We start from the raw sequence: 21,717 nt of genomic DNA, 5'->3' as shown, positions 1-21,717 counted from the left end.
GTTTAGGTCGCGGCGCGCTCGAGGCGGATTCCCAGCTGCTCGAAAGTGAGGATCCATCCGTTGTGGAAGCTGTCGAATTCCTCTGGCGGCAAAAGGGAATGCTCGATCGACATCATCGTCTGCCCGTCGCCGGCCGGCTCGAATTCGACGTTGACGATGCTGGTCACGGTCGGATCGACCCAGTCCGAGTTACTCCAGGTGAAGCGCAGCACGCGGGGGCGATCGATGGTCAGAAACTGGCCCGTGATGAGGACGCCGGTACCGGAATCGTCGACGTCGAAGCGCACCAGCCCCCCGACCCGGGGTTCGACCACGACTTCGACGCACCGCACCGGGCGCGGACACATCCATTCCCGCAGCGACTCTGCATCGAGCCATTGGTCGAACACCAACTCCGGGGCCGCGGGCATCAGCCGCCGCACGCGGACCGTCGCCGCCTCGGTCATCGAGGATCCGCCTTCCGCCGTAACCGTGCGGCCAACGCATCGGCGCGCGTCGACCAGAAGTCCGTCTGCTCGCTCATCCACTGCTGGGCCATCGTCAACCCGTCCTGCTTGAGCGACACCCAGTGCTCGCGTCCACGGACCTCGCGCTGCACCAGACCGGCGGCTTCCAGCACCCCGATATGCCGCGACACCCCGGCGAACGTCATGGGCAACGGGGCGGCCAGGTCGCTGATCCGGGCGTCACCCTGACGCAGGGTCTCCAGCAGCCGCCGACGTGTCGGATCGGCCAGGGCCGAATATGCGCGGTCCAGAACTTGATCTTCAACCACATTGTTGACTATAGCCGCGAGCCGTGGTTCGCTCGAGGAAGGTTATTCAACTGAGTTGTTGAATATTTTGGGAACGCCGCAAGATACCGACGACGGGAGCAGAAATGAAGACCCCACCGATCGTGCCGGCAACGGAATGGCAAGCCGCACTTGACGAAATGCTGGTCAAAGAAAAGGAATTCACCCACGCGCGGGACCGACTCGCCGCGCTGCGCCGGCGCATGCCGTGGACGCCGGTGACCAAGGATTACGAGTTCGAAGGCCCTGACGGCACCGCGACCCTGCTCGACCTGTTCGCCGGGCGTCGCCAGCTGATCGTCTACCGCGCCTTCCTCGACCCGGATGTGCACGGTTGGCCAGACCATGGATGTGTCGGCTGTTCGTTGATGGCCGACCACATCGGCAACCTGGCCCACCTCAACGCCCGGGACACCACCCTTGTGTACGCCTCACGCGGTTCGCAGACCGACATCGCCCGGATCAAGACGCGCATGGGGTGGAGCCATCCCTGGTACACCATGGTTCCCCGGGCAGGCGCAGAGTTCGACGTGGACTTCGGCGTCGACGAATGGCACGGCACCAATGCGTTCATCCGGGACGGCGACCAGGTCTTCCGCACCTACTTCATCAACGACCGGGGCGACGAGGCATTCGTCAACACCTGGAACTTCCTGGACATGACCGCGCTGGGCCGCCAGGAGAACTGGGAGGACTCGCCACCGGGATACCCGCAGACCAAGCCCTACGAGTGGTGGTCCTGGCACGACGCCTATCCCGAGCACGAACCGTCGCGGTGGTTCGGTGCCCCCGACCCCGACAACGCGCACGATCCACGTCCGCCACGTGATGACTGCGCCGCCTGTGGGAGTCGCTGACCCACCTCGAGTAGACCGGCGACATCCATTGGAGAAGATGGGCAGGTGACGCAATCCCCGTTGACCATCCCCGCTCTGCTGCACCACAGCGTCGCCGAGTTCGGCGAGTCCGTCTATCTGGTCACGCCGACCGATCGACTCACCTACCTCGAGGCCGAGCATCGGTCCGCGCAGCTGGCGCGATGGCTGCTGCACGAAGGAGTGGGCAAAGGCAGTCGTGTCGGCCTGTTCTTCCCCAACGGTTCCGAGTGGGTGACGTGGTGGCTCGCGGTGTCGCGAATCGGGGCGGTGGCGGTGCCACTGAGCACGATGTACGCGCCGGCCGAGATCGCAAAGGTGTTGCGCCTGTCCGACATCGGGCTGCTCATCGCGCCGAACTCGGTGCTGAACATCGATGTCGCCGAACGGCTGGAGAAGGCCCTGCCCGAACTGTCCGGCCAGTCCACGAGCCGGCTGGCCCTGCGCGCCGCTCCCTATCTGCGCCGCATCGCGATGATCGGCTCGGCGGACCGGGCCTGGGCGTCGCGCGGCCGCGATGAAACCAGCGACGGCGTGCCGGCCGACGTCCTGGCCGCCGCGGAAGCCGAGGTGTCCCCTGCAGACCTCGCGATCATGGTGCACACGTCCGGATCCACTGCCGATCCCAAAGGTGTCCTGCACACCCATGGCACCCTCGTGCGTCAAACCTCGACCTGGCCCGCCGCCATCCGGGCCATCACCCGCTCGCAGGACGAGTCTCGGGTGCTGTGCGCGATGCCGTTCTTCTGGATCGGCGGACTGCTCGCGGTGACCGGGGCCCTGCATGAACCCGTCAGCTTGGTGGTGTTGCCGAAACTGGAACCCGAAACCGCGCTGGACCTGGCCGAGCGGGAACGGATCACCGGGATCGTGGGCTGGCCGGCGTTCACGCAGCGGTTGCGCGATCATCCGTCGTTCGCCGACCGGGATCTGAGCAGTGCACCGATGCTGCGCGAGGGCCCGCTGGACATCGCCATGACCGATGTACCCGACGGATTTCCGGTGCACCGCACCATGTCTGAGACCGCAGGCGGCTTCGCCTTCACCGACATGGTCATCGTCGATGACGACGGCATCCCGGTGGCGCCCGGGGACACCGGCGAACTCCTGGTCCGAGGTATCGGGGTGATGGCCGGCTACAACAAGCGCGAACGGTCGGAGACGTTCGACGCCGACGGCTGGTATCACAGCGGCGACCAGGTGTACCGGCGCGACGGCGATCCCCGGCTGTTCTACGTCGGGCGCACCACTGATCTGATCAAGGCCGCCGGGGCCAACGTGTCCCCGTTAGAGGTCGAGGCTGTCATTGCCGAGTACGCCGGCGTCGCGCAATGCGTCGTCGTCGGCATCGACGACCCACACCGCGGCGAGGAGGTCTGCGCGGTCGTTGTGCCCGCGGCGGAACTCGACCTGCCGGCCCTGGCCGCCTACACCCGGGAACAGTTGTCCGCCTACAAGGTGCCTACCCGCTGGGCGCTGACCGACAGCGAACGGATCCCGACCCTGCCCAGCGGAAAGTTCGACCGGAAAACATTGCGGCAGTTGATCATCGACGGAGAGATCGAGGCCAAACGACTTCAGCCCGCACAACGCCCCGCACAGTAGTCAGAATCACTCGATCAGCTCGCGGAAGCCGGCGGCCGGCTGAACCTGCGCGCCCACCCCGCGGACCCTCGCGGCCAGCCCGCTGTCCGAAGTCACCACGGTGATCTCGTCCGGTCGAGGAGAAGCCCGCACCAACCGCACGATCTCGTCGTCCGCGGAATTCGCGGTGGCCCGCGGAGCGTGACCCACCTCGATGACTCCCGACTCGATGGGTGGCGTCGTCGGCCCTTCGAACACGACCGTCACCGGGTGTCCCCGGCCGCGGCCCAACGCTCGAGCCGCTCGACCAAACCGGCCATCGCGCCGTGGCGGTCCTTCCACCAACCGTCAGGCCGGGTGCCGATGACGTTCATGCCGTCCACTATCCAGCGCACCCGATCGACGGTACGGGCACACCGCATGCAGAACCTGCCGAATCGGAGTTGACTGGACTGTCTCAGCCGGGCGCATGCGCGGAGGAAGGAGCACCGATATGGTCGCCGAATCAGGTGGTGCGTCCGCGGAGCCGGCGAAGGCCCGCCACATCCGGTTGACGTCCCACAGCGCTGTCGCGGGTACCCCGACGATCCAGTGGGCGGCACCGAGCGCCGCCGAGCGCGGTCCGGTGATCGGCACCACCACCACACGCGCGCACCGCAATGTGATCGGCACCCACAGCGGCTCGTACAGCGTCTACCGGGCCTTGGCTGTTGCCGCGGGCGCGCTCTCGCCGGAGCACCGGGCCGATCTGACGAACACCGCCCCCACGGACGTGATCGGGCCGTATCCACAGTGGAGTCGACCGGAGGCGATCGTCAGCCTGGATCCGTGGGGCGCGATGGTCTCCGACGCGTTCGCCGCCGAACTGGCCGCGGGCTATGACATCCGGCCGACCATCGCGGTCACCAAAGCTCACGTGATCGTGCCGGAGATCGCCGCGGCCATCGCCGCCGGGCGCCTGCACCCGGATGGCCGGGTGCTGTTGGAGAGCGGTGCGGCATTGGTGACGAAGGCCGCCGTCGAGCCGGTGTGGTTCCTACCCGGCGTGGCAGCCCGATTCGGCTGCACGGAGACCACACTGCGCAGGGTGTTGTTCGAGGAGACCGGGGGCATGTACCCAGAGCTCGTCACTCGTGGTGATCTCGAGGTGTTCCTGCCCCCCATCGGCGGGCAGACCCTCTACATATTCGGCGCGCCAAGCGATCTGGCCGATCCGAGGGTCGAACTGACTGCACGGGTACACGACGAGTGCAACGGTTCAGATGTCTTCGGCTCCGACATCTGTACCTGCAGGCCCTATCTCACACATGCGATCGAAGAATGCATCGCCGGCGCCCAGCGTGGCGGGGTCGGTTTGGTCGCCTATTCACGCAAGGAAGGACGCGCACTGGGCGAGGTGACCAAATTCCTGGTCTACAACGCCCGCAAACGCCAGGCGGGCGGCGACACCGCCGACCAGTACTTCGCCCGCACCGAATGCGTGGCGGGCGTGCAAGATATGCGGTTCCAAGAGCTGATGCCCGATGTCCTGCACTGGCTCGGCGTCCGCAAGATCCATCGTCTGGTATCGATGAGCAACATGAAATACGACGCGATCACCGGTTCGGGGATCGAGGTCGGGGAACGGGTCAACATTCCCGACGAGCTGATCCCGGCCGATGCCCGGGTCGAGATCGACGCGAAGACGGCCGCCGGCTATTTCACCCCCGGACCGGTCCCGGGTATCTACGAACTCAAGATGGCCAAGGGTCGCGGGCTCATGCCATGACCACAACCCTGGACAGCTCGGCGGCCGTCGCGGCCCTGCGCACCACGTCTGCGATCCGTGAACGGGCTCAACATCTTCTGCAGCGCGCCCGGGACGGCGGCTCCGCCTGGTTTCTGGTCGACGAGGAAGCGCTGGACCAGGCAGCGGCCGAGGTCGCTGACGTCACCCGTACCCGGTACCCCACACTTGCCATTCCCTACCACAGCAGGTGGCGACATTTCGAGGCCGGAGGCGTGGATCGCCGCGCTCAACTGGAATCGCACACAGCCGATTTGGATACTGCAGCCCGGGCCCGCTCGATGATCGACCTGACCGTGGTGAGCGTCTTGCTCGACGCCGGCGCCGGAACTGATTGGCACTACGTCGAATCCGATACCGGCCTCGATCTGACCCGCTCGGAAGGATTGGGCGTTGCCAGTTGGCACGCTTTCTGCGGTGGCATGTTCTCCATCGACCCCGGCGATCCGCTGCGGGTCGATGCCGCCGCGTTGCGCCGCCTCGACGTCGAAAGCCTGGCCGCGGCCTTTCAGGTGAATCCCGGAAATCCACTGGTCGGTCTCGCCGGTCGCGTTCAGCTGTTGCATCGCCTCGGGACGCAATTGGCCACTCGCCCCGACGTGTTCGGTCCGGATGGCCGTCCCGGCAGATTGTTCGATACGGCGACCGGCCCGTCCATCGCCGCCCACGATCTCCTCGCCACGGTGTTGAACACACTGTCCGGAGTGTGGCTCACCGGCAACGCCATCGCGGGTCAACCGCTCGGTGACTGTTGGCGGCACCGGGCAGTACCCGGTCCGGGCCTCTCCCGCGGATGGATGCCGTTTCACAAACTGTCTCAGTGGTTGACCTACTCACTCCTGGAGCCGTTCGAGTGGGCGGGCATTGCAGTCACCGATCTGAACGCGCTGACCGGGTTGCCCGAGTATCGCAACGGCGGCCTGCTGCTCGACACCGGCGTGCTGCGGTTACGTGATCCTGTACTCGCGCAGTCGGACTGGGCGGTGAACGACGAGCTCGTCGTGGAGTGGCGGGCCCTGACCGTCGCGCTGCTCGATGAACTGGCTCCGCTCATCCGCGGCCATCTCGGGGCCTCGCAGTTGCCTCTGGCCTGCGTGCTGGAGGGCGGGACGTGGGCCGCCGGGCGGGCGCTCGCCGCGCACCTGCGAGACGGCCGCCCTCCCCTGTCCGTTGTCAGCGACGGCACGGTCTTCTAGGAGGGCAGATGGGCAGCAACCTGCATGTCATCGACCACCCGCTGGTGCAGCACAAGCTGACCCTGATGCGGCAGAAGGACGTGTCCACCAAAGGATTTCGCCAGTTGCTCAATGAGATCTCGATGTTGATGAGCTACGAGGTACTGCGCGACATCCCGGTACACGACATCGACGTCGAGACGCCCTTGGAGTCCACCACAGGGTCCGTGATCGACGGCAAGAAATTGGTGTTCGTGTCCGTTCTGCGCGCCGGCAGCGGCATCCTGGACGGCATGCTCAGTGTGATGCCGAATGCCCGGGTCGGCCATATCGGCCTGTACCGGGATCCGAAAACCCGGGTGGTCGTCGAGTATTACTGCAAGCTGCCCAGTGACCTCCACGAGCGCGACGTGGTGGTCGTCGACCCGCTGTTGGCCACCGGCAACTCGGCCGTCGCCGCCATCGACCGCATCAAGGAATACGGGCCCCGATCCATCAAGTTCGTGTGCCTGCTGACGTGTCCGGAAGGCGTCGCAGCCATGCATCAGGCGCATCCGGAGGTCCCCATCTACGCCGCGGCACTCGACCGAGAACTCGACGAGCAGGGCTACATCGTCCCCGGCGTCGGCGACGCCGGTGACCGGATCTTCGGGACCAAGTGAGCGCACACCGCTGGGGCCTCGGCGCCTTCGTCGTCGTAGAGGCCGTCTATCTGCTCGCCTCGGCCGCGTTCGGCGTGTTCGCACCCCCGGGCCCGCCGCCGGCCGAATTGATCACGCTGGCGATCGGGGTGCCCACACTCGTCGCCGCGACGCTGGCCGTCGCCATCGCGAAATGGCGCGGCAACGGTGCCCGCATCGACTTTCGATGGCAGTGGTCCTGGCGTGCAGTCGGTCTCGGGTTGGCATTCGGCATCGGCGGGCTGTTCGTCACACTGCCGGCCGCGTTGCTCTACCAGTCGATCGTCGGACCCGACGCGACCTCGGCCGTCGGCGGGGTCTACGAAGGCGTCCGGACCGGGTGGCCGCTGGCGGTGGTCGTCCTGCTGCTCGTCGCGTTCATCGCACCGATCTGCGAGGAGGTGGTGTATCGCGGACTGCTGTGGGGTGCGCTCGAGCAACGGTGGGGGCGCATCGTCGCGGTGGTCGTGTCCACCCTCGTATTTGCCATGGCCCACCTGGAACCCGAGCGGGCTCCGCTGCTGCTGGTGGTCGCCATCCCGATAGCATTGGCGCGGCTGTACTCCGGAAGCCTGTGGGGCGGCATCATCGCCCACCAGGTGACCAACCTGCTGCCGGGCCTTGTCATGATGTTCGGACTGCTGGGCATGATGCCGGCCCGCTGAGGTGCTACCTCTTGCGATCGCGCACCTTGTACGTCGAGGGCCACGACATGCGAGATTCATCGCCCACCAACGGCGTTCCCGAACCTCCCACCCGAACGTCATAGGCTTCCTGTCCCGCGCCGACCTCGCGATTGGCGTGCTCTTGAGCCAGGTAGTAGAGCTGGTCGATCTCAGCTTCGGAAAATGCCACGAACGTGGTCTTGCGCACTATGTCGTTCATGCCCGCCGTCATTCGGTCGGGCAGGACGCGTGACGCCAGCGCCGCCAGACCGAGCAGCGTGAACGGGATGACCCAGTAGCAGATGAACGACAGCGGTGACTTGGTGTCCAGAATCGTGGCGTCGCCCTGCACGATCGGCGGGATCACCGAAGAGACCGTCATTCCGGCGAATGCACCCACCCAGATCCAGGTGAGGATCTTCACGATCTGTTGGAACAGATCACTTTCCACGACCCCCGGGGGCTGGCCCGCCGCCGCGAACTCCAGCACGAAGGGCTTGCCGAGCAGTAACCCGGTCAACGCGACCAGGAAGATGCCCGCGTTGCTCAGCGGTTGCATCCAGCGTTCCATCACGTCCTGGTTGAGTACCAGGGTCAAGATCGTCAGGACCACGAAGGTGGCGAGCGCGCCGGCCTCGAGAGTGCGGCCCGGCGCGCCGGAGATGCGGCTGATCGTGAAGGTGGCGATCGCCGCCGCGAGCGCCACCAGCACGGCGACCAGGAACGGCACGTTGCCGACGAGTACCCAATAGATGATCCACGGCGCGAAGCCAAACAGGATGCCCACGGCCGCCTAGTCTAGAGGCTTACCGTAGGCCCGACGGCAATCACCCGTCGGCCCGCTACTCTTCGCCCGGCCTGTTGTTGCGACGCCACTCGGAGATCTTGCGGCCCATCGCGTCGGCCGCACTGGTCGCGGCCTGGCCGACTCCGTCGACCACGCCGCCCAGGCCGTCCCGGATCCCGCGGATCAACGGATCCTCGGACTGGTCGAAACCGTCCTTGTAATGACGGGCCGCCGCGCTGACATCGTCGTTCCAACTGGCCGTGTCATCGTCGGACCGCAGCGGATAATCACCCGCCATGATCGCCCCGTATCCGCCGGTATCAACCCACTTGGTCAGCGCCGCCGCCCGGAGCACCGAAAACGGATGCGTACGCATCTCCAGATTCAGAAGTTTGAGCAGTCCGTCGCGCATATCGCCGGTCGCCTCGTAGTCACGCGCCTGGGCGAGGAACGCCTGCGAGTCGAGCTTCTCGAGATGGCTGCCCGCCGCTAGCTTGAGCTCGACCCGGATCGCCATGTCGAAGTCCTGCCCGCACAACAGACCCGCCCGGTCCCCCGAAAGTTCGGATTTGCGTTGCCATTCCTGCAAAGCGGCGACGATGGCCCGCAGGGCCCAGCCCCCCAGGGGGATGAAGCCGAACGACGAAGCCAGCCGCAGCAGATGATTGAGCATCGTGCGGTACACGGCATGGCCGCTGAGCGCGTGGCCGAGCTCGTGACCGATGATGAACCGCATCTCGTCGTGCGACATCAGGTCGTACATGCCGGAGGTGATGACGATGAACGGATCGTCCATACCGATGCAGTAGGCGTTGGCTTCGGGCGCCTGAATCACGAACATCTCCGGACGTACCGGGGCATCGAGAACCTGCACGCATTCGTCCAGTAGCGCATCCAGATCGGCGAACTGCCGCGGACCGACCCGTGCCGAACTCGCCAGATACAACAACCGGTGCTTGCGTTCGCGCAGCATGGCCGACAGCACCTTGAGGATCTGATCGAATCCCTTGAGCCGACGGAGCGCGGTCAGCGCGGTCCGGTCCGCCGGATGCTCCCAGGCCCGCGAGCTGATGCCCGCAAAAACCGTCCGCGTAGTCGCAGGTATCTGTTCCATCGGTGCTGAGCGCCCTTCCTCGTCGACAGCTCAAAGCCTACGGAGGGTTGAGCCGTCTCAGGCGCACCAATACGGGGTCAGGCGATGATGCGGACCAAATACGGTGTCATGCCCTCGGCGCGCACGGGTGTGACGGCGACAGCGGGCTCGGTGCCCTGGATCATCTGGTTGTTGCCGAGGTAGAGCGCCACACTCTGGGTGCCCTCAGGTCCGTAGAAGATCAGGTCACCGGGCAGCGCCTGCGACGGAAGTACCTTCTGCCCGACCTTGTACTGCTCGCCGGACGACCGAGGCATCTTCACCCCTACTCCGCCGAACGCGTAGACGATGAGGCCGGAGGCATCGAATCCGACCACATTCGCCGATGGATCCGGCGCGACACCGAGACCCGGGGTCAGCACCGGAGCGACATGCGCGGTCACCGCGGGGGTCGACAGACCCGGTGTCAGACCGCCGCCGGCGAGCTGCGGCGTGGCGGGTGCCAGGCCCGGGGCGGGAAGGCTGCGAGCGACGCCACGGGTCGGCCCGTTCACGTCCCCGCCTCCGTAGCTGAAGGGCACACCGCGCTGTGACATCGCGCGGGCGATCACAAGCTCGACATAGCGCTGGTTGCCGGTGGGGCGTTCGATCGGTGCGGCGCCGGCCAGTCCGGGAGCCGCTACCAGAAATGCCAGACCGAACACCAGGGCAAAGGTACGTCTCATCGAACATCAACTCTCTCGACCACCGGAAGGCGACACCGGCCGCTGGTCGTTGTCAGCCGGGTCAACCATTTGTACCCCTGGGCGCCAGGATTGCCCAATTAGTTTGGGGCGCAGGGACGATCAGATGCAGGACTGTGACCGAACAGTTACCGCACATGCTTATCGCGGCACGTCGGGGCGCCGGTGACACCGTCCGCGCCGGGCACCGGCGCGCCTGCCGGCGGGCAAAGTTCGCGGGGCAGCTCCGATTTGACTCCGCCGCCGTGAAAATCGTTGCGGTACATGGTGCACCGGGAGGGTTCACCACGTTTGCGGGTCACCTGACACGATGGTGACATGCACCCCGACGCGCATCCGCAATCCTGGTCGGCCCGACTCTGGGAGCCGATCGAGCCGACGTTCACCGCGATCCTCGCCCACCCGTTCCTGACCGGACTGACCGACGGCAGCCTGGACGGCGCGGCGTTCGCTCACTACGTGGCACAGGACGTCCACTACCTGCGCGACTACGCCCGCGCGTTGGCCATTGTCGCCGCCAAGGCACCCACCCTGGCCGACACCGCGATGTTCGCCCGACATGCCGCCGAGGTCTTCGATGTCGAATTGGGTCTGCACAACGAACTGCTCCCGGAATTGGGGCTGGATATCGCAGCGCTGAACGCGACGCCGGTCGCCCCGACCACACGCGCCTACACGAGTTATCTGCTGGCCACCGCATACAGCGGCACGTTCGCCGAAGGCCTGGCGGCGGTCCTGCCCTGCTACTGGATCTACGCCCGGGTCGGAACGGCGTTGCTGGAACGCGGTTCGCCCGATCGGCGCTATCAGCGTTGGATCGACAGCTACGGCGGTGACGAGTACGCCGCCACGGTTGCCGAGGTGCTCGACCTGACGGATCGGCTGGGGCCGACGCTGGGCGGGGCGGACGAGGCCGCCGCACGAGCCCATTTCGAGGTCACGGCGAAATACGAATGGATGTTCTTCGACGCGGCCCATCGCCGCGAGCAGTGGCCGGTCTGAACGCCGGCCGGTCCCTCACCGGCGCGAGGTGCGCCGGTGAGGGAGGGTGACGACGATCAGAGTGCGGCCAGCGCGGCGTCGTAGTTCGGTTCCTGAACGATCTCGGGCACCAGTTCGGTGTAGGCCACCTTGCCGTCGGCACCGATGACGACGACGGCGCGTCCCAGCAGACCGGCCATCGGGCCGTCGGTCATGGTGATCCCGTAATCCTCGCCGAAGCTGTCCCGGAAGGCCGATGCGGTGATGACGTTCTCGATGCCCTCGGCTCCGCAGAAACGGCTCAGCGCGAACGGCAGATCCTTCGACACGCACAAGACCGTTGCCCCGGCGGCAGCCGCCCGTTCGTTGAAGGTGCGCACGCTGGCGGCGCATATCCCGGTGTCCACCGACGGGAAGATGTTCAGCAGCACCGACTTGCCCTGGAACTGGTCGTTGGTGACGGTGCCGAGATCGGTGCCGGTGACCGCGAAGCCGGGGGCCGGGCTACCGACTGCCGGCAGGTCGCCGACCGTATTGATGGGGTTTCCCTTGAAGGTTATCTGTGCCATGGAGCACAGTCTGTCAAAACCGGGTGCTCGGCGGGCGGGCCGGGGTGCGACGATGGGCGCGATGATCGATCTGCCCGAGGCCGTGCGCGCGATGGGCAGGCGAGGACCGCAGTGGCAGTCCTGGGTGGACGGCTTGCCCCGCATGATTCGGGACCAATTCGACGAATGGGATCTGCGGGCCGACGGACCTGCTGAACACGGCCATTGCTCGATCGTGCTGCCGGTACACACCGGAGAGGGTGTGCCCGCGGTCCTCAAGGCGGCCTTCCCCGACGACGAGTCCGAACATGAACACCTCGCGTTGCGACGTTGGGCAGGTGCGGGAGCGGTCCGGTTGCTCCGGGCCGATCCACACCGGCGGACGATGCTGCTGGAACGGCTGTACCGACGAAATCTCAATGAGCTCTGGGATATTGAGGCGTGTGAGATCGTCGCCGAGCTGTACGGCCGGATCCATGTTCCGTCGCTGCCCCAGCTACGTTCGCTGGCCGAATGCACGTCACAGTGGACGGCCGATCTGGTGCGACTCCCCCGCAACGCCCCGATTCCGCGCCGGCTCGTGGAACAGGCGATCACGCTCGGCACGCACCTGGCCACCGATACCGCCGCCACCGGCACCCTGATCCACAGCGACCTGCATTACGAGAATGTCCTCGCCGCTGACCGCGAGCCATGGCTGGTGATCGATCCCAAGCCGATGAACGGGGACCCGCACTACGCGGTTGCGCCGATGCTGTGGAACCGACGGGAGGAGCTGGCCGGTTACGTTCGCGACGGGGTCCGGCGCCGGTTGTCGGCTCTGGTCGACGCTGCCGGCCTGGATGTCGACCGGGCCCGAGCCTGGGTCATCGTACGGATGGTGCACAACGCGATGTGGGAGCTGACCGAGACGCCCGAACCCGACGCGGACTGGCTGACCACCTGTGTGGCGATCGCCAAGGCGGTGCAGGACTGACGCCTCAGATGACCTTGTAGGTGACTTCGTACAGTGCGCCTGCGCCGCTGACCTGCTGGGTGAGCTCTCCGCGCCCCAACTCGTCGGAGCGGATGACTACCGAGCCGACGTCCTCCATCTCGTCGGTACCGGCGTCCACCTCCCTCAACACGATCTCCAACTGGCCGTCGAACGGCAGCAGCCGGTCCAGATCCACCACATCCCCCTGGCACATCGAGACGGCCTTGAACTGAAACCCATCAGCTCGGCTGATGCTGAGCTCGTCGGCTCCGCCGGAATCCTGGGTTCTCACCGCCCGAAGTTCCGACAGCTTCGCGAACAACGACATGGCATCCTCCGTTGGATCTCCCCGCCAGCGGTAGCTGACGAAGTCGATTCTCGAGTTGCCGCCAGGTCGCGCACATGCGTAGTGCGCTACTTGAATCTGTTCGGTGAAGATTGCTGCTCCCGCTCCCGAGTCGCCTCACCCGATACTGCATCGGGGCAGTTCACGATGCAGTAATGGCACTTTGCAGGCGCTCGCGCCACCACGCCAGCCGGGCCGGGTCGGTGACGGCGTACTGCTCGAGTCGGTCGCGCTGCGGCGCCGGGGGCATCGGCGCGACAGGTAGGTAGCCATCCACCGCGACCAGGGAACGCGAATCCGCGACGACGTCGCCGGCGAGAAATCGCCTGGTCCCCAGCTCGCACGCGAACGCGAGCTGGGGTAACGCGCCCGCCAGCGCGAGCCCCGCCGCAAGTCCGATGGTCGTCTCCAGCGTCGAGGTGACCACACAGGGCAACCCGCAGGACTCGGCGACGCGCAACGCGCGCCGGGCTCCGCCCAACGGCCCGGTCGCGAGCACGGCGATGTCGGCCGCCTCGCCAAGGCGCAGGCCGATCGGGTCGCCGGATTCGCGGATCGACTCGCCGGCCGCGACGGGTACCTCGACCCGGCGCCTCACCTGCGCCAGCTCACCGATCGTGGGGCACGGCTGCGCGATGAACTCCAGACCCCCGCCTGCCCGATCGAGAGCAGCGATGGCGGTGACCGCGGTGTCCGGATCCCACCGCCCCTTGGCGTCACACCGCAGGACGCCGTCCGCGCCGAGCCCGTCGCGCACCGCCCGGACCCGCTCGACATCCTGCGCCAATCCCCCGGCGCCCACCTCGACCGCCGCGGTCCGACAACCCGATGCGGCGGCGATCTCGTGCGCCCGCGCGGCGTCGACGGCGGGAATGGTGACCGCGATGGGTACTCGTCCACGCACCGGATCCGGCCAGCCGACAGTGCCCGGCTCGGTGGCCGCCGTGAGCCAGCGGCCCAGCGCACGCTCGTGCGGCAGTGGGCTGAACTCCCCCCAGCCCTGCGGCCCCTCGATGAGCATTCCCTCACGCACCGTGAGCCCACCGACCGGCTCAAGGGTCGGGATGGCGAAAACCGGCGCACGGTCAAAGTCGATCAGGGTCTGCACAACCACGTGACGCTAGCGGACCGAACCGCTCGTGGGCGGACAACCCGCGGCTTAGACTGCGCCCGTAGGTCCTGAAGCGGTGCTGCCGATGAGGAGACAGCCAATGACGAGCGCAGTGTGGCGCGGGGTATTCACGGTGGTGTCGGCCGCGGTGCTGTCAGCCGGATCGATGGCAGTCGCCACGATCGTGACGCCGGCCCCGAGCTCGGCATGCCAACCCGGGGAAACCGGCGTCACCAACGGTTGTTCTCCGTTCTGCGTACCGGGCAGGCAACTCGACACCGCGACCGGGCTGTGCCTGCCGGTTCCGCCCCCGCCACCCGCTCCGAATGGCGTTGCGACACCACTTTTCTAAGCCATTACGCTGGGCGTCATGGCGCAGGTACTGACGGTGAACGTGGCTCATCCACGACCCAACACCGCCGAGGGGCGTGCCGTCACCGGCATCGACAAACGTCCCGTCGACGGGGCCGTCGCGGTCCGCGCGCCGGGCCCGATGCACGGCGGGCTCGGCAGCGGCCTCGTCGGCGACACGATCGGCGACCAACAGTTCCACGGCGGCGACGATCAGGCGGTCTACGCCTACGCACGCGAAGACCTCGACGGCTGGCAGACCGAACTGGACCGCGAGATCGCCAACGGAGTGTTCGGCGAGAACCTCACCACCGCGGGCATCGACGTCACCAACGCCGTCATCGGTGAACGGTGGCGCATCGGATCCGACGGGCTCGAGCTCGAAGTGTCCCGGCCACGTATCCCCTGCCGGACGTTCGCCAACTGGTTGGAGCTCAACGGATGGGTCAAAACCTTTACCAGAGCGGCGATTCCAGGTGCGTATCTGCGTCTGGTGACACCCGGATCGGTATCCTCCGGCGATCAGATCGTGGTGACCGATCGGCCCGACCACGACATCACCGTCGGATTCGTGTTCCGTGCGCTGACCCTCGAGCCACAGCATCTGCCCGCGATCCTGCGCGCGGCCGCCCTCCCCGACCCGCTGCGGGAGCTCGCCGAACGCCGGACCGCCTCGACCTGATTACCCGGGGTTCGCCTGTGGGACAGGCTATTCCGGCCATTTGTTCGCGAGAATCACCTCGACGAAGTCCTCGCGCACGAACGAATCGTCGAAGTGGGCGAGCACGTCTGCGTTGACCGTGCCGAAGGTGGACCCCGGACGCTTCTGCACCCCGTCGGTGAATGCCTGCAGAATCCGGTTCTTGAAATCAGGCCGCGGATGCGCCGTGGTGACGGCACTCAGATCCCCCGGCGCCAGATTGTCGAGGCCGATCCCCAGCACATCTGTTTCCACACCGGCGCTCACCAGCGCGATCTCGGGATCCAAAAACTCGGGGACGCCCGGGGTGGTGTGCAACGCGATGCCCAGCCAGACCTTGCGGGCGGCGGCATCGTCGAACCCGTGCTGCAACAGGAAGTCCCGCGCGGCTTCGGCACCGTCGACCTCGAACCGCAGTTGCGACGTCGTACGGTACCGCTCCGTCAGCCCGAGGTCGTGGAACATCGCACCGACGTACAGCAGTTCGAGATCGGGCTTCAGTCCCCGACGCAGGCCCTGTAGCGCACCGAAGTAGAACACCCGGCGCGAATGGTGGAACAGCAGGTCATCCTCGACGTCGCGGATGTATTCGGTGGTATCTCGAACCAGCGCGGTATCGGGGAGCTGGATTCCGGCGATGGTGTTGGCTGTCGACGTTGTCATGTCGGTCCCTTTGTCTCATAACGGTTTTACCTGGCTCGGCGCTCTGGGTGCACTTCGCGTGATTCGAGTCTGCGCCGCGGCCCAACGCCCCGACCATGTCCGATCTGCCATCTTTCCCACAAAAAGCGACACAATGGATAGATGGCGCAGGCTATGGGGCCCCGTGAGATCGTGATCGTCGTCTTCGACGGGATGAAGTTGCTGGACGCCGCCGGGCCCGCCGAGGTCTTCGCCGAGGCCAACCGGTTCGGCGCCCACTACCGCCTCCGGATCGCCTCGGTCGACGGCGCCGACGTCACGACCTCGATCGGCACGGAGTTCGCGGCGACCGATCGAATCGCCGAGATCGATGGCGTGGATACCGTATTGGTCTCCGGTGGAGACAATCTCGTGGGCCGGCCGATCGATCCGGGTCTGGTGGAAGCGTTGCGCGACCTACCGACGCGGACCCGGCGGCTGGCGTCGATCTGCACCGGGTCCTTCCTTCTGGCCGAGGCCGGACTGCTCGACGGCCGCCGGGCCACCACCCACTGGCGGCACGCACGGCTGCTGGCGCGCGCGTATCCCACGATCTCGGTCGAGCCTGACGCGATCTTCGTCCGGGACGGCAACATCTACACCTCAGCGGGAGTGTCGGCGGGCATCGACCTGGCATTGGCGCTGGTGGAATCGGATTGCGGAGCCGACCTGGTGCGCGACGTGGCACGGTCACTGGTGGTGTATCTCAAGCGTGCGGGCGGCCAGTCGCAGTTCTCCAGGTTGGTCGAGTCGGACGCGCCGGCAGAGTCGACATTGCGTAGGGTCACCGACGCGATAGCGGCTGACCCGACTGCCGACCACAGCGTGAAAAGCCTTGCGGCACTGGCCTCGTTGAGCACACGACAACTCACCCGGCTGTTTCAGGCGGAGCTCGGCACCACCCCGGCGCGCTACGTCGAAACGGTTCGGATCGACGCCGCACGAGCAGCCCTCGATGCAGGTCGCCACGTCGGAGAAACCGCCCGCCTGGCCGGGTTCGGGAGCGCCGAGACCCTACGAAGGGTGTTCGTCAACCACCTCGGGGTGTCACCGAGGGCCTACCGCGACCGGTTCCGCACCACGTCCGGCAGCTGAGCCCGCGCTCAGACCCAGCGTGGGAGTTCCTTGCCGATCAGCGGTGCGATCTTGTCCGCCATGTAGGCGTGGCCGGCGTCGGTCGGGTGAATACCGTCGGCCCCAATCAACTCCGGGTTGTCGAAGAACCATCGCTCCGCGATCGGATCGACGAACGTCGCCCCTACCTGCCGGGCCTGATCCCGCAGGATGTCACGCACACCGAGCAGATTCGGCGGAACCTCCGCGTTCACCCACGGTGGCCCGATCACCAGCATCCGGGCCGTCGGCGCGGACTGACGTGCCGTCGTCAGGGCGTCGTGGCTCAACCGGGTGACCACACCCAGATCGGCGTCCTTGTCGTTGCGCGACCCGAAGAAGACAATCAACGCGTCGTCGGGCTGTACCGCCCTCGGTGTCAGGTCGGCGAAGACGCTGCCGTGGTTTCCACGTGCCTCATAGCCGGCGCCGCCCTCGGCCACCACATCGGCGTCCACCTGCACACCGCGTTGCGCCAGTTTCTGCCAGGCCAGCGGCGCCCAGTTCCTGGGTCCCATGCCGCCCTCGGCGAGCATGCCCGTGGTGTAGGAGTCCCCGATCACCGCGATGTGGTTGATCTGGGGATCTAGGCCCGAGGTGACGTAGCGCTGCTGAGGAGGCTGCGCGAAAAGCCCGACCGTGAGGCCGAGTGAGACGATGAAAGTGGTCAGACGACCCACTGCAACCTCCACTGCCGGCGAGACCCAATTCGTCCCGGACCGCGATACCGAGACAGCCTAAGGTGTGAGCCTGGGCCGTAGATAGGCGGCCGGTGACACAGCGATAACAAGGGCATAACAACCTGTCGCGCAGCGAGTTTGGATGGTTACAACGGTCAGCCCGCGCGGGCCGAAACCTCGTCGGACCGGTCTGCGGACTCGGTGTCGATCCGGTGCAGTTTCTTGTTCGTCTGCTCGACCGGCCGGATGTCGACCATCCTGCGCATCCAGCGTCGGGCCGGCTCCTCCACGAGGTGGTACAGCGCGACTGCGCCCACCACGGCTATCGCGAACAGACCGAGAAGCGTCGCCTTACCCGAAAGCGTGGGTGTCAGGGTCAGTTCGAATTGCCTGGTGGTCCAGATCCAGGCGGTATGGACCAACTCGTGCACCATGTACAGACCGAACGAGATTTGTCCGCCGTAGACCAGAAGCCGGGTGGACAGCAATGCCGGCAGGCTCCCGACGCCGACCGCCAGCGCGACAACCTGCGGGACGAAGAGGATGTCGACCATGCCGCCGGCATCGCCGACCGTGTTCAACGGGTGCTTGTCGAAGAAGTACAGTCCGCCGACGATGGCGGCACCCAACAAGATCGAGAGGTAGCCCGCACCCTTCTGGGTCCGATCCGTCAGATGCAGTTTGCGAACCGCCGCACATGCCAGCGCACCGGCGGTGAACTGCATGACGATGCGGGGCAGCCAGCTCCACGGGGTGTAGAAGTGGCCGGTGGCCATCAAGAGCACGACCGGCGGCACCGCGGCGGCGATGGCCAGCAGGACCAGACTTCGCGCCCGGGTGGCGCGGGCGATCCGGAAGATGACCAGGATCAGCGCTCCGAACAGCAGGTAGGCCAACCACTCGGCGCTGATCGACCATGCCGGCCCATCCCAGCTCGAGCCGTCGAAGTAGGGCTGGAACCACAGTTGGACCAGGAACAGCTGCCGGAAATAGCTGACGGCGTTGTAGCCACTCGTGTCCTCAGGTGGGATGTGCCCGACGTTGAGGGTGAAGATCAGCCACAGTGCAGCCAGGTGCAGCGTGACGAGGTACACCGGCCACACCCGGGACAACCGCAGCCACAAGAAGTGCAGCGTGGCCCGCGTGGACCAGGTCGGCCCCATCCGGTCGATGTAGTTCCAGGTCAGGACGAATCCGCTGAGGATGAAGAACAGGTCGACGCCCTGTGCGCCGCGGTCGAGGACGGGGGCGAGCGCTTCGGTGACGTCAGGGGCCACCTGGTAGAGCAGGGGCCGGAAGTGGAAGAGAACCACCCACACCGCTGCAACGATGCGCAGTCCCGTCAGGGCCTTGATCTCTGCGCCGCGCACTACACCCTTTTCCGTATCCACTGAGCTGATCCGTCACGCTTCCGCCGCGGCTGGCCGGGCGGATCGGCCCGCGATTCGCGCAACCGGCAGCTCTCGCAGACTAGCAGCGTGCCGTTGCAGAGCTTGGTCCCCGCGCGGTGCGCACTTCCCCGGGGACACGACCGGGTGCGCGAATACCAGCTCGGGTGATCTTGTGCAGCAACGCATCTGCCGACGCCGGCACTGTCGCTGGATCGGCGTGGTCAGCGACCACGCGGCGTGTCCGATTGCTGGCAGCCAGCTCAGCCGGCCGATAGGCTCGGGTTACGTGATCTCCCGGGAGGTTTGAGATGTCCAGCATCATCGGCCGCTGCGCCGCCGGCGTCGGCGCGGTATTGGCGCCGTTCGGTCTCATGGCAGCGGTTACGGTCGCCACACCGGCAGTCAGCTGGGCCGACTGTGGGGCCGGAGAATGGTGGGATCCGGTGGCGAATGTGTGCCGCCCGCCGGTCGTGCCACTGGAGTGCGAGAACGGCGCGTGGTGGGACCCGGTTGCCAATACGTGTCGCCCGCCGGTGGTGTCGCCACCGCCGATGTGTGACAACGGCTGGTGGTGGGACCCGGTCGGCAATGCCTGCCGGCCGCCGTTGCTCCCCGGCTGATCACCGGTGCCGAGCCGTCAGGGCATCGGCACCGACGACCCGTCATAGTTGCGGGCGTTGTTGTTCAAGGTGTCCATCCACGAGCGCAGCTTGGCGCCACCGACCAGCGCCGGGATGGCGCCGTTGGCCGGGGTGTCGGGGACCGCGTCGGTTGGCTGCCACGCCTGGCAACCACTGGTCTTGAACGCCTTGTCGGTGGCCTCGATCGTGATGACCTGTGGCTTCTTGCTGAACGCGTTGTCGATGATGTCGCCGCCGTGCAGATCGGCCATGCGCTTCCAGTAGCAGGTACCGCCCTCGACCGGTCCGGCCGAGGCGTAGTTGCCCGGCTGGATATCGGTACCGACCATGAAGAGGCCGTCGTGGTCGATCGCCTTCCCGCCGGCAGGGGCCGCGGGGGCCGCTTCGGCGGGACCCGGCGGAGGGCCGGGCGCGGCAACAGGACCCGGAGGTGGGCCCGGCGCGGGTACGGGGGCCGGCGCGTCCGGATCGGCGCTGGCGATGCCACTGAACGCCCCACCTGCAGACACCACCAGGGCGGCGGCGAGGATCACGGCTCTCATCGGCTTCATGAAAACCCAGCGTACCGGGTACAGCAGAGTGGTCGGGCGCCCTTGGGCCGAGGTCTGCGTCGGCCAAACCCGCCGACGTGATCTGTGGCACGCTCGCGGTGTGGAGCCTGCGCGTCCCGATCCCGATGCACCCCACCTGGCCGATGTGGTCCCGTCGGTGCTTACCGCGATGGGCGCGCCGGGATTCGATGCGCGGATCAGCTGGCCCGGCCCCATCCGCGGAGCATGCGTTCTGCTGATCGACGGACTCGGCGCCGACCTGCTGGCCGCCCATGCCGCCGATGCGCCGGTCCTCACCGCCATGTCGGACCGGGCGGCCAATCGGACACTGCACGTCGGGTTCCCGTCCACCACGGCGGCGGGATTGGCGGCGATCGGCACCGGCTACCGCTCGGGTGAGCACGGATTTGTCGGCTACTCGTTCCGGGTGCCCGAGGCCGGACCGGAATTCGATGTGATCAACGCGCTGCGGTGGCGCCCCCATCCGTGGGGACCCGATCTTCGAGACCGCGTGGTGCCCGAACAGATCCAGCCGTTACCCACCACATTCGAACGGGCCGGGGACGCCGGGTTCGAGGTCTCGGTCGTATCGGGCGCCGAACACGCCACTTCCGGACTGACCCGGGCGCTGTTGCGTGGCGGGCGTTACGTCGGCGTGCATGCCCTCGGCGATCTCGCTGCCGAGATCATCGCGGCCGTCGCGGGCAGCGGCTTCTGTTACGGATACCACGCCGACCTCGACTTGACGGGCCACCTGCACGGGCCCGGCTCCCCGGCCTGGCGGATGCAGTTGCGGCAGGTCGACCGGCTGGTGGAATCGGTGCTCGAAGCCTTGCCGTCGGAGTGCCTGCTGACCGTGGTCGCCGACCACGGCATGGTCACAGTGGACCCGGCGGCCGCGGTGGACATCGACGAGTGCGATCCGCTCCGCGACGGGGTGGTCGCCGTCGGTGGCGAAGCCCGCGCCCGGCACGTCTACACCGCCGCCGGTGCGGCCGACGACGTTCTCACCGCATGGCGCACCACCCTGGCAGATTCGGCGTGGGTGATGTCTCGGGAGGAGGCCATCGCGACGGGTTGGTTCGGACCTCGGGTACGTGACGACGTCCGGCCCCGAATCGGTGATGTCGTGGCTGCCGCGCGCGGCTCAGCCGCGTTGCTGAGACGCCATGCCGAACCTCTGGAGTCGGCATTGATCGGCCATCACGGTTCGCTGACACACGCCGAGCAATACGTCCCGCTGCTGTCGGCGATCGGCTGAGCGAACCGCACACCCGAAACAGGCTTAGATGGGCTAAGATTCACCGCATGAAGCTTGCAGGGCTGGCAGTGATCGGTGCCGCGGCGGCAATCGCCTTCGCCGCTCCCGCACATGCCGAGATTGATACTGATTTCGCCAATGAGCTGCACACATTCGGTATCTACGGGCAGCGTGACTACAACGCCTGGATCGCCAAGATCATGTG

25 protein-coding genes and 2 pseudogenes are annotated in these 21,717 nt (G+C 66.7%); 14 read left to right on the top strand and 13 right to left on the bottom strand.

The annotated features are described in order from the left end of the window. Positions 1 to 2 precede the first annotated feature (2 nt). Together ACZY08_RS28345 and ACZY08_RS28340 are read right to left on the bottom strand one after the other, a co-directional pair. Complete coding sequence (locus ACZY08_RS28345) at positions 3 to 446, bottom strand: SRPBCC family protein (RefSeq protein ID WP_463747938.1); 444 nt, start codon at positions 444 to 446, stop codon at positions 3 to 5. Then, a complete protein-coding gene (locus tag ACZY08_RS28340; protein WP_463747937.1) occupies positions 443 to 775 on the bottom strand; it encodes an ArsR/SmtB family transcription factor in 333 nt (110 codons plus the stop codon). The genes ACZY08_RS28345 and ACZY08_RS28340 overlap by 4 nt, the downstream gene beginning before the upstream one ends. 104 nt (positions 776 to 879) lie before the next feature. Between ACZY08_RS28340 and ACZY08_RS28335 the strand changes: the two genes are divergently transcribed. Both ACZY08_RS28335 and ACZY08_RS28330 read left to right on the top strand, forming a co-directional pair. Continuing rightward, complete coding sequence (locus tag ACZY08_RS28335) at positions 880 to 1,650, top strand: DUF899 domain-containing protein (RefSeq protein ID WP_463747936.1); 771 nt, start codon at positions 880 to 882, stop codon at positions 1,648 to 1,650. A gap of 45 nt (positions 1,651 to 1,695) precedes the next feature. Beyond that, positions 1,696 to 3,273, top strand: a complete 1,578-nt coding sequence (locus ACZY08_RS28330) for a class I adenylate-forming enzyme family protein (protein WP_463747935.1) — start codon at positions 1,696 to 1,698, stop codon at positions 3,271 to 3,273. Between the two features lie 6 nt (positions 3,274 to 3,279). Here the strand turns inward: ACZY08_RS28330 and ACZY08_RS28325 are convergent. Next, positions 3,280 to 3,647 (bottom strand): annotated as a pseudogene (locus ACZY08_RS28325) (NYN domain-containing protein). 98 nt (positions 3,648 to 3,745) lie between these two features. Here ACZY08_RS28325 and ACZY08_RS28320 point away from each other — a divergent pair. From ACZY08_RS28320 to ACZY08_RS28305, 4 genes are read left to right on the top strand one after another with little or no spacing between them, the layout of a single operon-like run. Beyond that, the gene (locus tag ACZY08_RS28320) at positions 3,746 to 5,020 is read left to right on the top strand and encodes a GTP cyclohydrolase II (RefSeq protein WP_463747934.1); all 1,275 of its coding nucleotides are present in this window, start codon (positions 3,746 to 3,748) and stop codon (positions 5,018 to 5,020) included. After that, complete coding sequence (locus tag ACZY08_RS28315) at positions 5,017 to 6,234, top strand: URC4/urg3 family protein (RefSeq protein ID WP_463747933.1); 1,218 nt, start codon at positions 5,017 to 5,019, stop codon at positions 6,232 to 6,234. The genes ACZY08_RS28320 and ACZY08_RS28315 overlap by 4 nt, the downstream gene beginning before the upstream one ends. 8 nt (positions 6,235 to 6,242) lie before the next feature. Beyond that, positions 6,243 to 6,875, top strand: a complete 633-nt coding sequence (gene upp, locus ACZY08_RS28310; RefSeq protein ID WP_463747932.1) for a uracil phosphoribosyltransferase — start codon at positions 6,243 to 6,245, stop codon at positions 6,873 to 6,875. After that, a complete protein-coding gene (locus ACZY08_RS28305; protein WP_463747931.1) occupies positions 6,872 to 7,558 on the top strand; it encodes a lysostaphin resistance A-like protein in 687 nt (228 codons plus the stop codon). Before upp ends, ACZY08_RS28305 begins: the two co-directional genes overlap by 4 nt. Before the next feature lie 4 nt (positions 7,559 to 7,562). On the opposite strand, the gene ACZY08_RS28300 is transcribed toward ACZY08_RS28305, so the two are convergent. From ACZY08_RS28300 to ripD, 3 genes are all read right to left on the bottom strand, one after another. Then, positions 7,563 to 8,345 (bottom strand): hypothetical protein, encoded by a 783-nt coding sequence (locus tag ACZY08_RS28300; protein WP_463747930.1) that lies wholly within the window; start codon positions 8,343 to 8,345, stop codon positions 7,563 to 7,565. Positions 8,346 to 8,400: 55 nt separating this feature from the next. After that, positions 8,401 to 9,459 (bottom strand): M48 family metallopeptidase, encoded by a 1,059-nt coding sequence (locus ACZY08_RS28295; protein ID WP_463747929.1) that lies wholly within the window; start codon positions 9,457 to 9,459, stop codon positions 8,401 to 8,403. Positions 9,460 to 9,536: 77 nt separating this feature from the next. Continuing rightward, positions 9,537 to 10,163 carry an NlpC/P60 family peptidoglycan-binding protein RipD gene (gene ripD, locus ACZY08_RS28290; protein WP_463747928.1) on the bottom strand — a complete coding sequence of 209 codons (627 nt, stop codon included), beginning with the start codon at positions 10,161 to 10,163 and terminating at the stop codon, positions 9,537 to 9,539. A 336-nt stretch (positions 10,164 to 10,499) separates the two neighbouring features. Here ripD and tenA point away from each other — a divergent pair, with 336 nt between their 5' ends. After that, a complete protein-coding gene (gene tenA, locus ACZY08_RS28285; RefSeq protein WP_463747927.1) occupies positions 10,500 to 11,183 on the top strand; it encodes a thiaminase II in 684 nt (227 codons plus the stop codon). A gap of 56 nt (positions 11,184 to 11,239) precedes the next feature. On the opposite strand, the gene tpx is transcribed toward tenA, so the two are convergent. Then, positions 11,240 to 11,731, bottom strand: coding sequence for a thiol peroxidase (gene tpx / locus ACZY08_RS28280; RefSeq protein ID WP_463747926.1), 492 nt, complete (start codon positions 11,729 to 11,731; stop codon positions 11,240 to 11,242). Between the two features lie 61 nt (positions 11,732 to 11,792). Here tpx and ACZY08_RS28275 point away from each other — a divergent pair, with 61 nt between their 5' ends. Then, complete coding sequence (locus ACZY08_RS28275; protein WP_463748066.1) at positions 11,793 to 12,686, top strand: aminoglycoside phosphotransferase family protein; 894 nt, start codon at positions 11,793 to 11,795, stop codon at positions 12,684 to 12,686. 4 nt (positions 12,687 to 12,690) lie between these two features. On the opposite strand, the gene ACZY08_RS28270 is transcribed toward ACZY08_RS28275, so the two are convergent. Together ACZY08_RS28270 and ACZY08_RS28265 are read right to left on the bottom strand one after the other, a co-directional pair. Beyond that, positions 12,691 to 13,014 (bottom strand): hypothetical protein, encoded by a 324-nt coding sequence (locus tag ACZY08_RS28270; RefSeq protein ID WP_463747925.1) that lies wholly within the window; start codon positions 13,012 to 13,014, stop codon positions 12,691 to 12,693. Between the two features lie 160 nt (positions 13,015 to 13,174). Then, positions 13,175 to 14,140, bottom strand: a complete 966-nt coding sequence (locus ACZY08_RS28265) for an o-succinylbenzoate synthase (protein ID WP_463747924.1) — start codon at positions 14,138 to 14,140, stop codon at positions 13,175 to 13,177. A gap of 103 nt (positions 14,141 to 14,243) precedes the next feature. On the opposite strand from ACZY08_RS28265, the gene ACZY08_RS28260 reads away from it, so the two are divergent. After that, positions 14,244 to 14,495 carry a hypothetical protein gene (locus ACZY08_RS28260; RefSeq protein WP_463747923.1) on the top strand — a complete coding sequence of 84 codons (252 nt, stop codon included), beginning with the start codon at positions 14,244 to 14,246 and terminating at the stop codon, positions 14,493 to 14,495. An 18-nt stretch (positions 14,496 to 14,513) separates the two neighbouring features. After that, positions 14,514 to 15,176 (top strand): MOSC domain-containing protein, encoded by a 663-nt coding sequence (locus ACZY08_RS28255; RefSeq protein ID WP_463747922.1) that lies wholly within the window; start codon positions 14,514 to 14,516, stop codon positions 15,174 to 15,176. Between the two features lie 27 nt (positions 15,177 to 15,203). On the opposite strand, the gene ACZY08_RS28250 is transcribed toward ACZY08_RS28255, so the two are convergent. Next, the gene (locus ACZY08_RS28250) at positions 15,204 to 15,857 is read right to left on the bottom strand and encodes an HD domain-containing protein (RefSeq protein ID WP_463747921.1); all 654 of its coding nucleotides are present in this window, start codon (positions 15,855 to 15,857) and stop codon (positions 15,204 to 15,206) included. A 141-nt stretch (positions 15,858 to 15,998) separates the two neighbouring features. Between ACZY08_RS28250 and ACZY08_RS28245 the strand changes: the two genes are divergently transcribed. Then, the gene (locus tag ACZY08_RS28245; RefSeq protein ID WP_463747920.1) at positions 15,999 to 16,970 is read left to right on the top strand and encodes a GlxA family transcriptional regulator; all 972 of its coding nucleotides are present in this window, start codon (positions 15,999 to 16,001) and stop codon (positions 16,968 to 16,970) included. Positions 16,971 to 16,978: 8 nt separating this feature from the next. On the opposite strand, the gene ACZY08_RS28240 is transcribed toward ACZY08_RS28245, so the two are convergent. Together ACZY08_RS28240 and ACZY08_RS28235 are read right to left on the bottom strand one after the other, a co-directional pair. Beyond that, positions 16,979 to 17,668 (bottom strand): Rv0518 family GDSL lipase, encoded by a 690-nt coding sequence (locus ACZY08_RS28240; RefSeq protein ID WP_463747919.1) that lies wholly within the window; start codon positions 17,666 to 17,668, stop codon positions 16,979 to 16,981. 155 nt (positions 17,669 to 17,823) lie between these two features. Continuing rightward, positions 17,824 to 19,038, bottom strand: a complete 1,215-nt coding sequence (locus ACZY08_RS28235; RefSeq protein WP_463748065.1) for an acyltransferase family protein — start codon at positions 19,036 to 19,038, stop codon at positions 17,824 to 17,826. Between the two features lie 329 nt (positions 19,039 to 19,367). On the opposite strand from ACZY08_RS28235, the gene ACZY08_RS28230 reads away from it, so the two are divergent. After that, positions 19,368 to 19,679 (top strand): hypothetical protein, encoded by a 312-nt coding sequence (locus ACZY08_RS28230; protein WP_463747918.1) that lies wholly within the window; start codon positions 19,368 to 19,370, stop codon positions 19,677 to 19,679. A gap of 17 nt (positions 19,680 to 19,696) precedes the next feature. On the opposite strand, the gene ACZY08_RS28225 is transcribed toward ACZY08_RS28230, so the two are convergent. After that, positions 19,697 to 20,251, bottom strand: coding sequence for a hypothetical protein (locus ACZY08_RS28225; RefSeq protein WP_463747917.1), 555 nt, complete (start codon positions 20,249 to 20,251; stop codon positions 19,697 to 19,699). 100 nt (positions 20,252 to 20,351) lie between these two features. Between ACZY08_RS28225 and ACZY08_RS28220 the strand changes: the two genes are divergently transcribed. Both ACZY08_RS28220 and ACZY08_RS28215 read left to right on the top strand, forming a co-directional pair. After that, positions 20,352 to 21,512, top strand: coding sequence for an alkaline phosphatase family protein (locus ACZY08_RS28220; RefSeq protein WP_463747916.1), 1,161 nt, complete (start codon positions 20,352 to 20,354; stop codon positions 21,510 to 21,512). Positions 21,513 to 21,559: 47 nt separating this feature from the next. Next, positions 21,560 to 21,717: pseudogene (locus tag ACZY08_RS28215) on the top strand (DUF732 domain-containing protein); the annotation flags it as partial.

The organism is Mycobacterium sp. IDUB_9, assembly GCF_055419505.1.
The sequence above is the reverse complement of the archived record's forward strand: the minus strand, read 5'-3'. Positions and strand labels throughout refer to the sequence as shown.

Bases quoted from the DNA above. Each gene is read 5' to 3' on its own strand.
- ripD (WP_463747928.1), bottom strand. From the start codon at position 10,163: ATGAGACGTACCTTTGCCCTGGTGTTCGGTCTGGCATTTCTGGTAGCG.
- ACZY08_RS28295 (WP_463747929.1), bottom strand. From the start codon at position 9,459: ATGGAACAGATACCTGCGACTACGCGGACGGTTTTTGCGGGCATCAGC.
- ACZY08_RS28260 (WP_463747923.1), top strand. From the start codon at position 14,244: ATGACGAGCGCAGTGTGGCGCGGGGTATTCACGGTGGTGTCGGCCGCG.
- upp (WP_463747932.1), top strand. From the start codon at position 6,243: ATGGGCAGCAACCTGCATGTCATCGACCACCCGCTGGTGCAGCACAAG.
- ACZY08_RS28245 (WP_463747920.1), top strand. From the start codon at position 15,999: ATGGCGCAGGCTATGGGGCCCCGTGAGATCGTGATCGTCGTCTTCGAC.
- ACZY08_RS28230 (WP_463747918.1), top strand. From the start codon at position 19,368: ATGTCCAGCATCATCGGCCGCTGCGCCGCCGGCGTCGGCGCGGTATTG.
- ACZY08_RS28225 (WP_463747917.1), bottom strand. From the start codon at position 20,251: ATGAAGCCGATGAGAGCCGTGATCCTCGCCGCCGCCCTGGTGGTGTCT.
- ACZY08_RS28315 (WP_463747933.1), top strand. From the start codon at position 5,017: ATGACCACAACCCTGGACAGCTCGGCGGCCGTCGCGGCCCTGCGCACC.
- tpx (WP_463747926.1), bottom strand. From the start codon at position 11,731: ATGGCACAGATAACCTTCAAGGGAAACCCCATCAATACGGTCGGCGAC.
- tenA (WP_463747927.1), top strand. From the start codon at position 10,500: ATGCACCCCGACGCGCATCCGCAATCCTGGTCGGCCCGACTCTGGGAG.
- ACZY08_RS28345 (WP_463747938.1), bottom strand. From the start codon at position 446: ATGACCGAGGCGGCGACGGTCCGCGTGCGGCGGCTGATGCCCGCGGCC.
- ACZY08_RS28270 (WP_463747925.1), bottom strand. From the start codon at position 13,014: ATGTCGTTGTTCGCGAAGCTGTCGGAACTTCGGGCGGTGAGAACCCAG.
- ACZY08_RS28320 (WP_463747934.1), top strand. From the start codon at position 3,746: ATGGTCGCCGAATCAGGTGGTGCGTCCGCGGAGCCGGCGAAGGCCCGC.
- ACZY08_RS28335 (WP_463747936.1), top strand. From the start codon at position 880: ATGAAGACCCCACCGATCGTGCCGGCAACGGAATGGCAAGCCGCACTT.
- ACZY08_RS28275 (WP_463748066.1), top strand. From the start codon at position 11,793: ATGATCGATCTGCCCGAGGCCGTGCGCGCGATGGGCAGGCGAGGACCG.
- ACZY08_RS28255 (WP_463747922.1), top strand. From the start codon at position 14,514: ATGGCGCAGGTACTGACGGTGAACGTGGCTCATCCACGACCCAACACC.
- ACZY08_RS28250 (WP_463747921.1), bottom strand. From the start codon at position 15,857: ATGACAACGTCGACAGCCAACACCATCGCCGGAATCCAGCTCCCCGAT.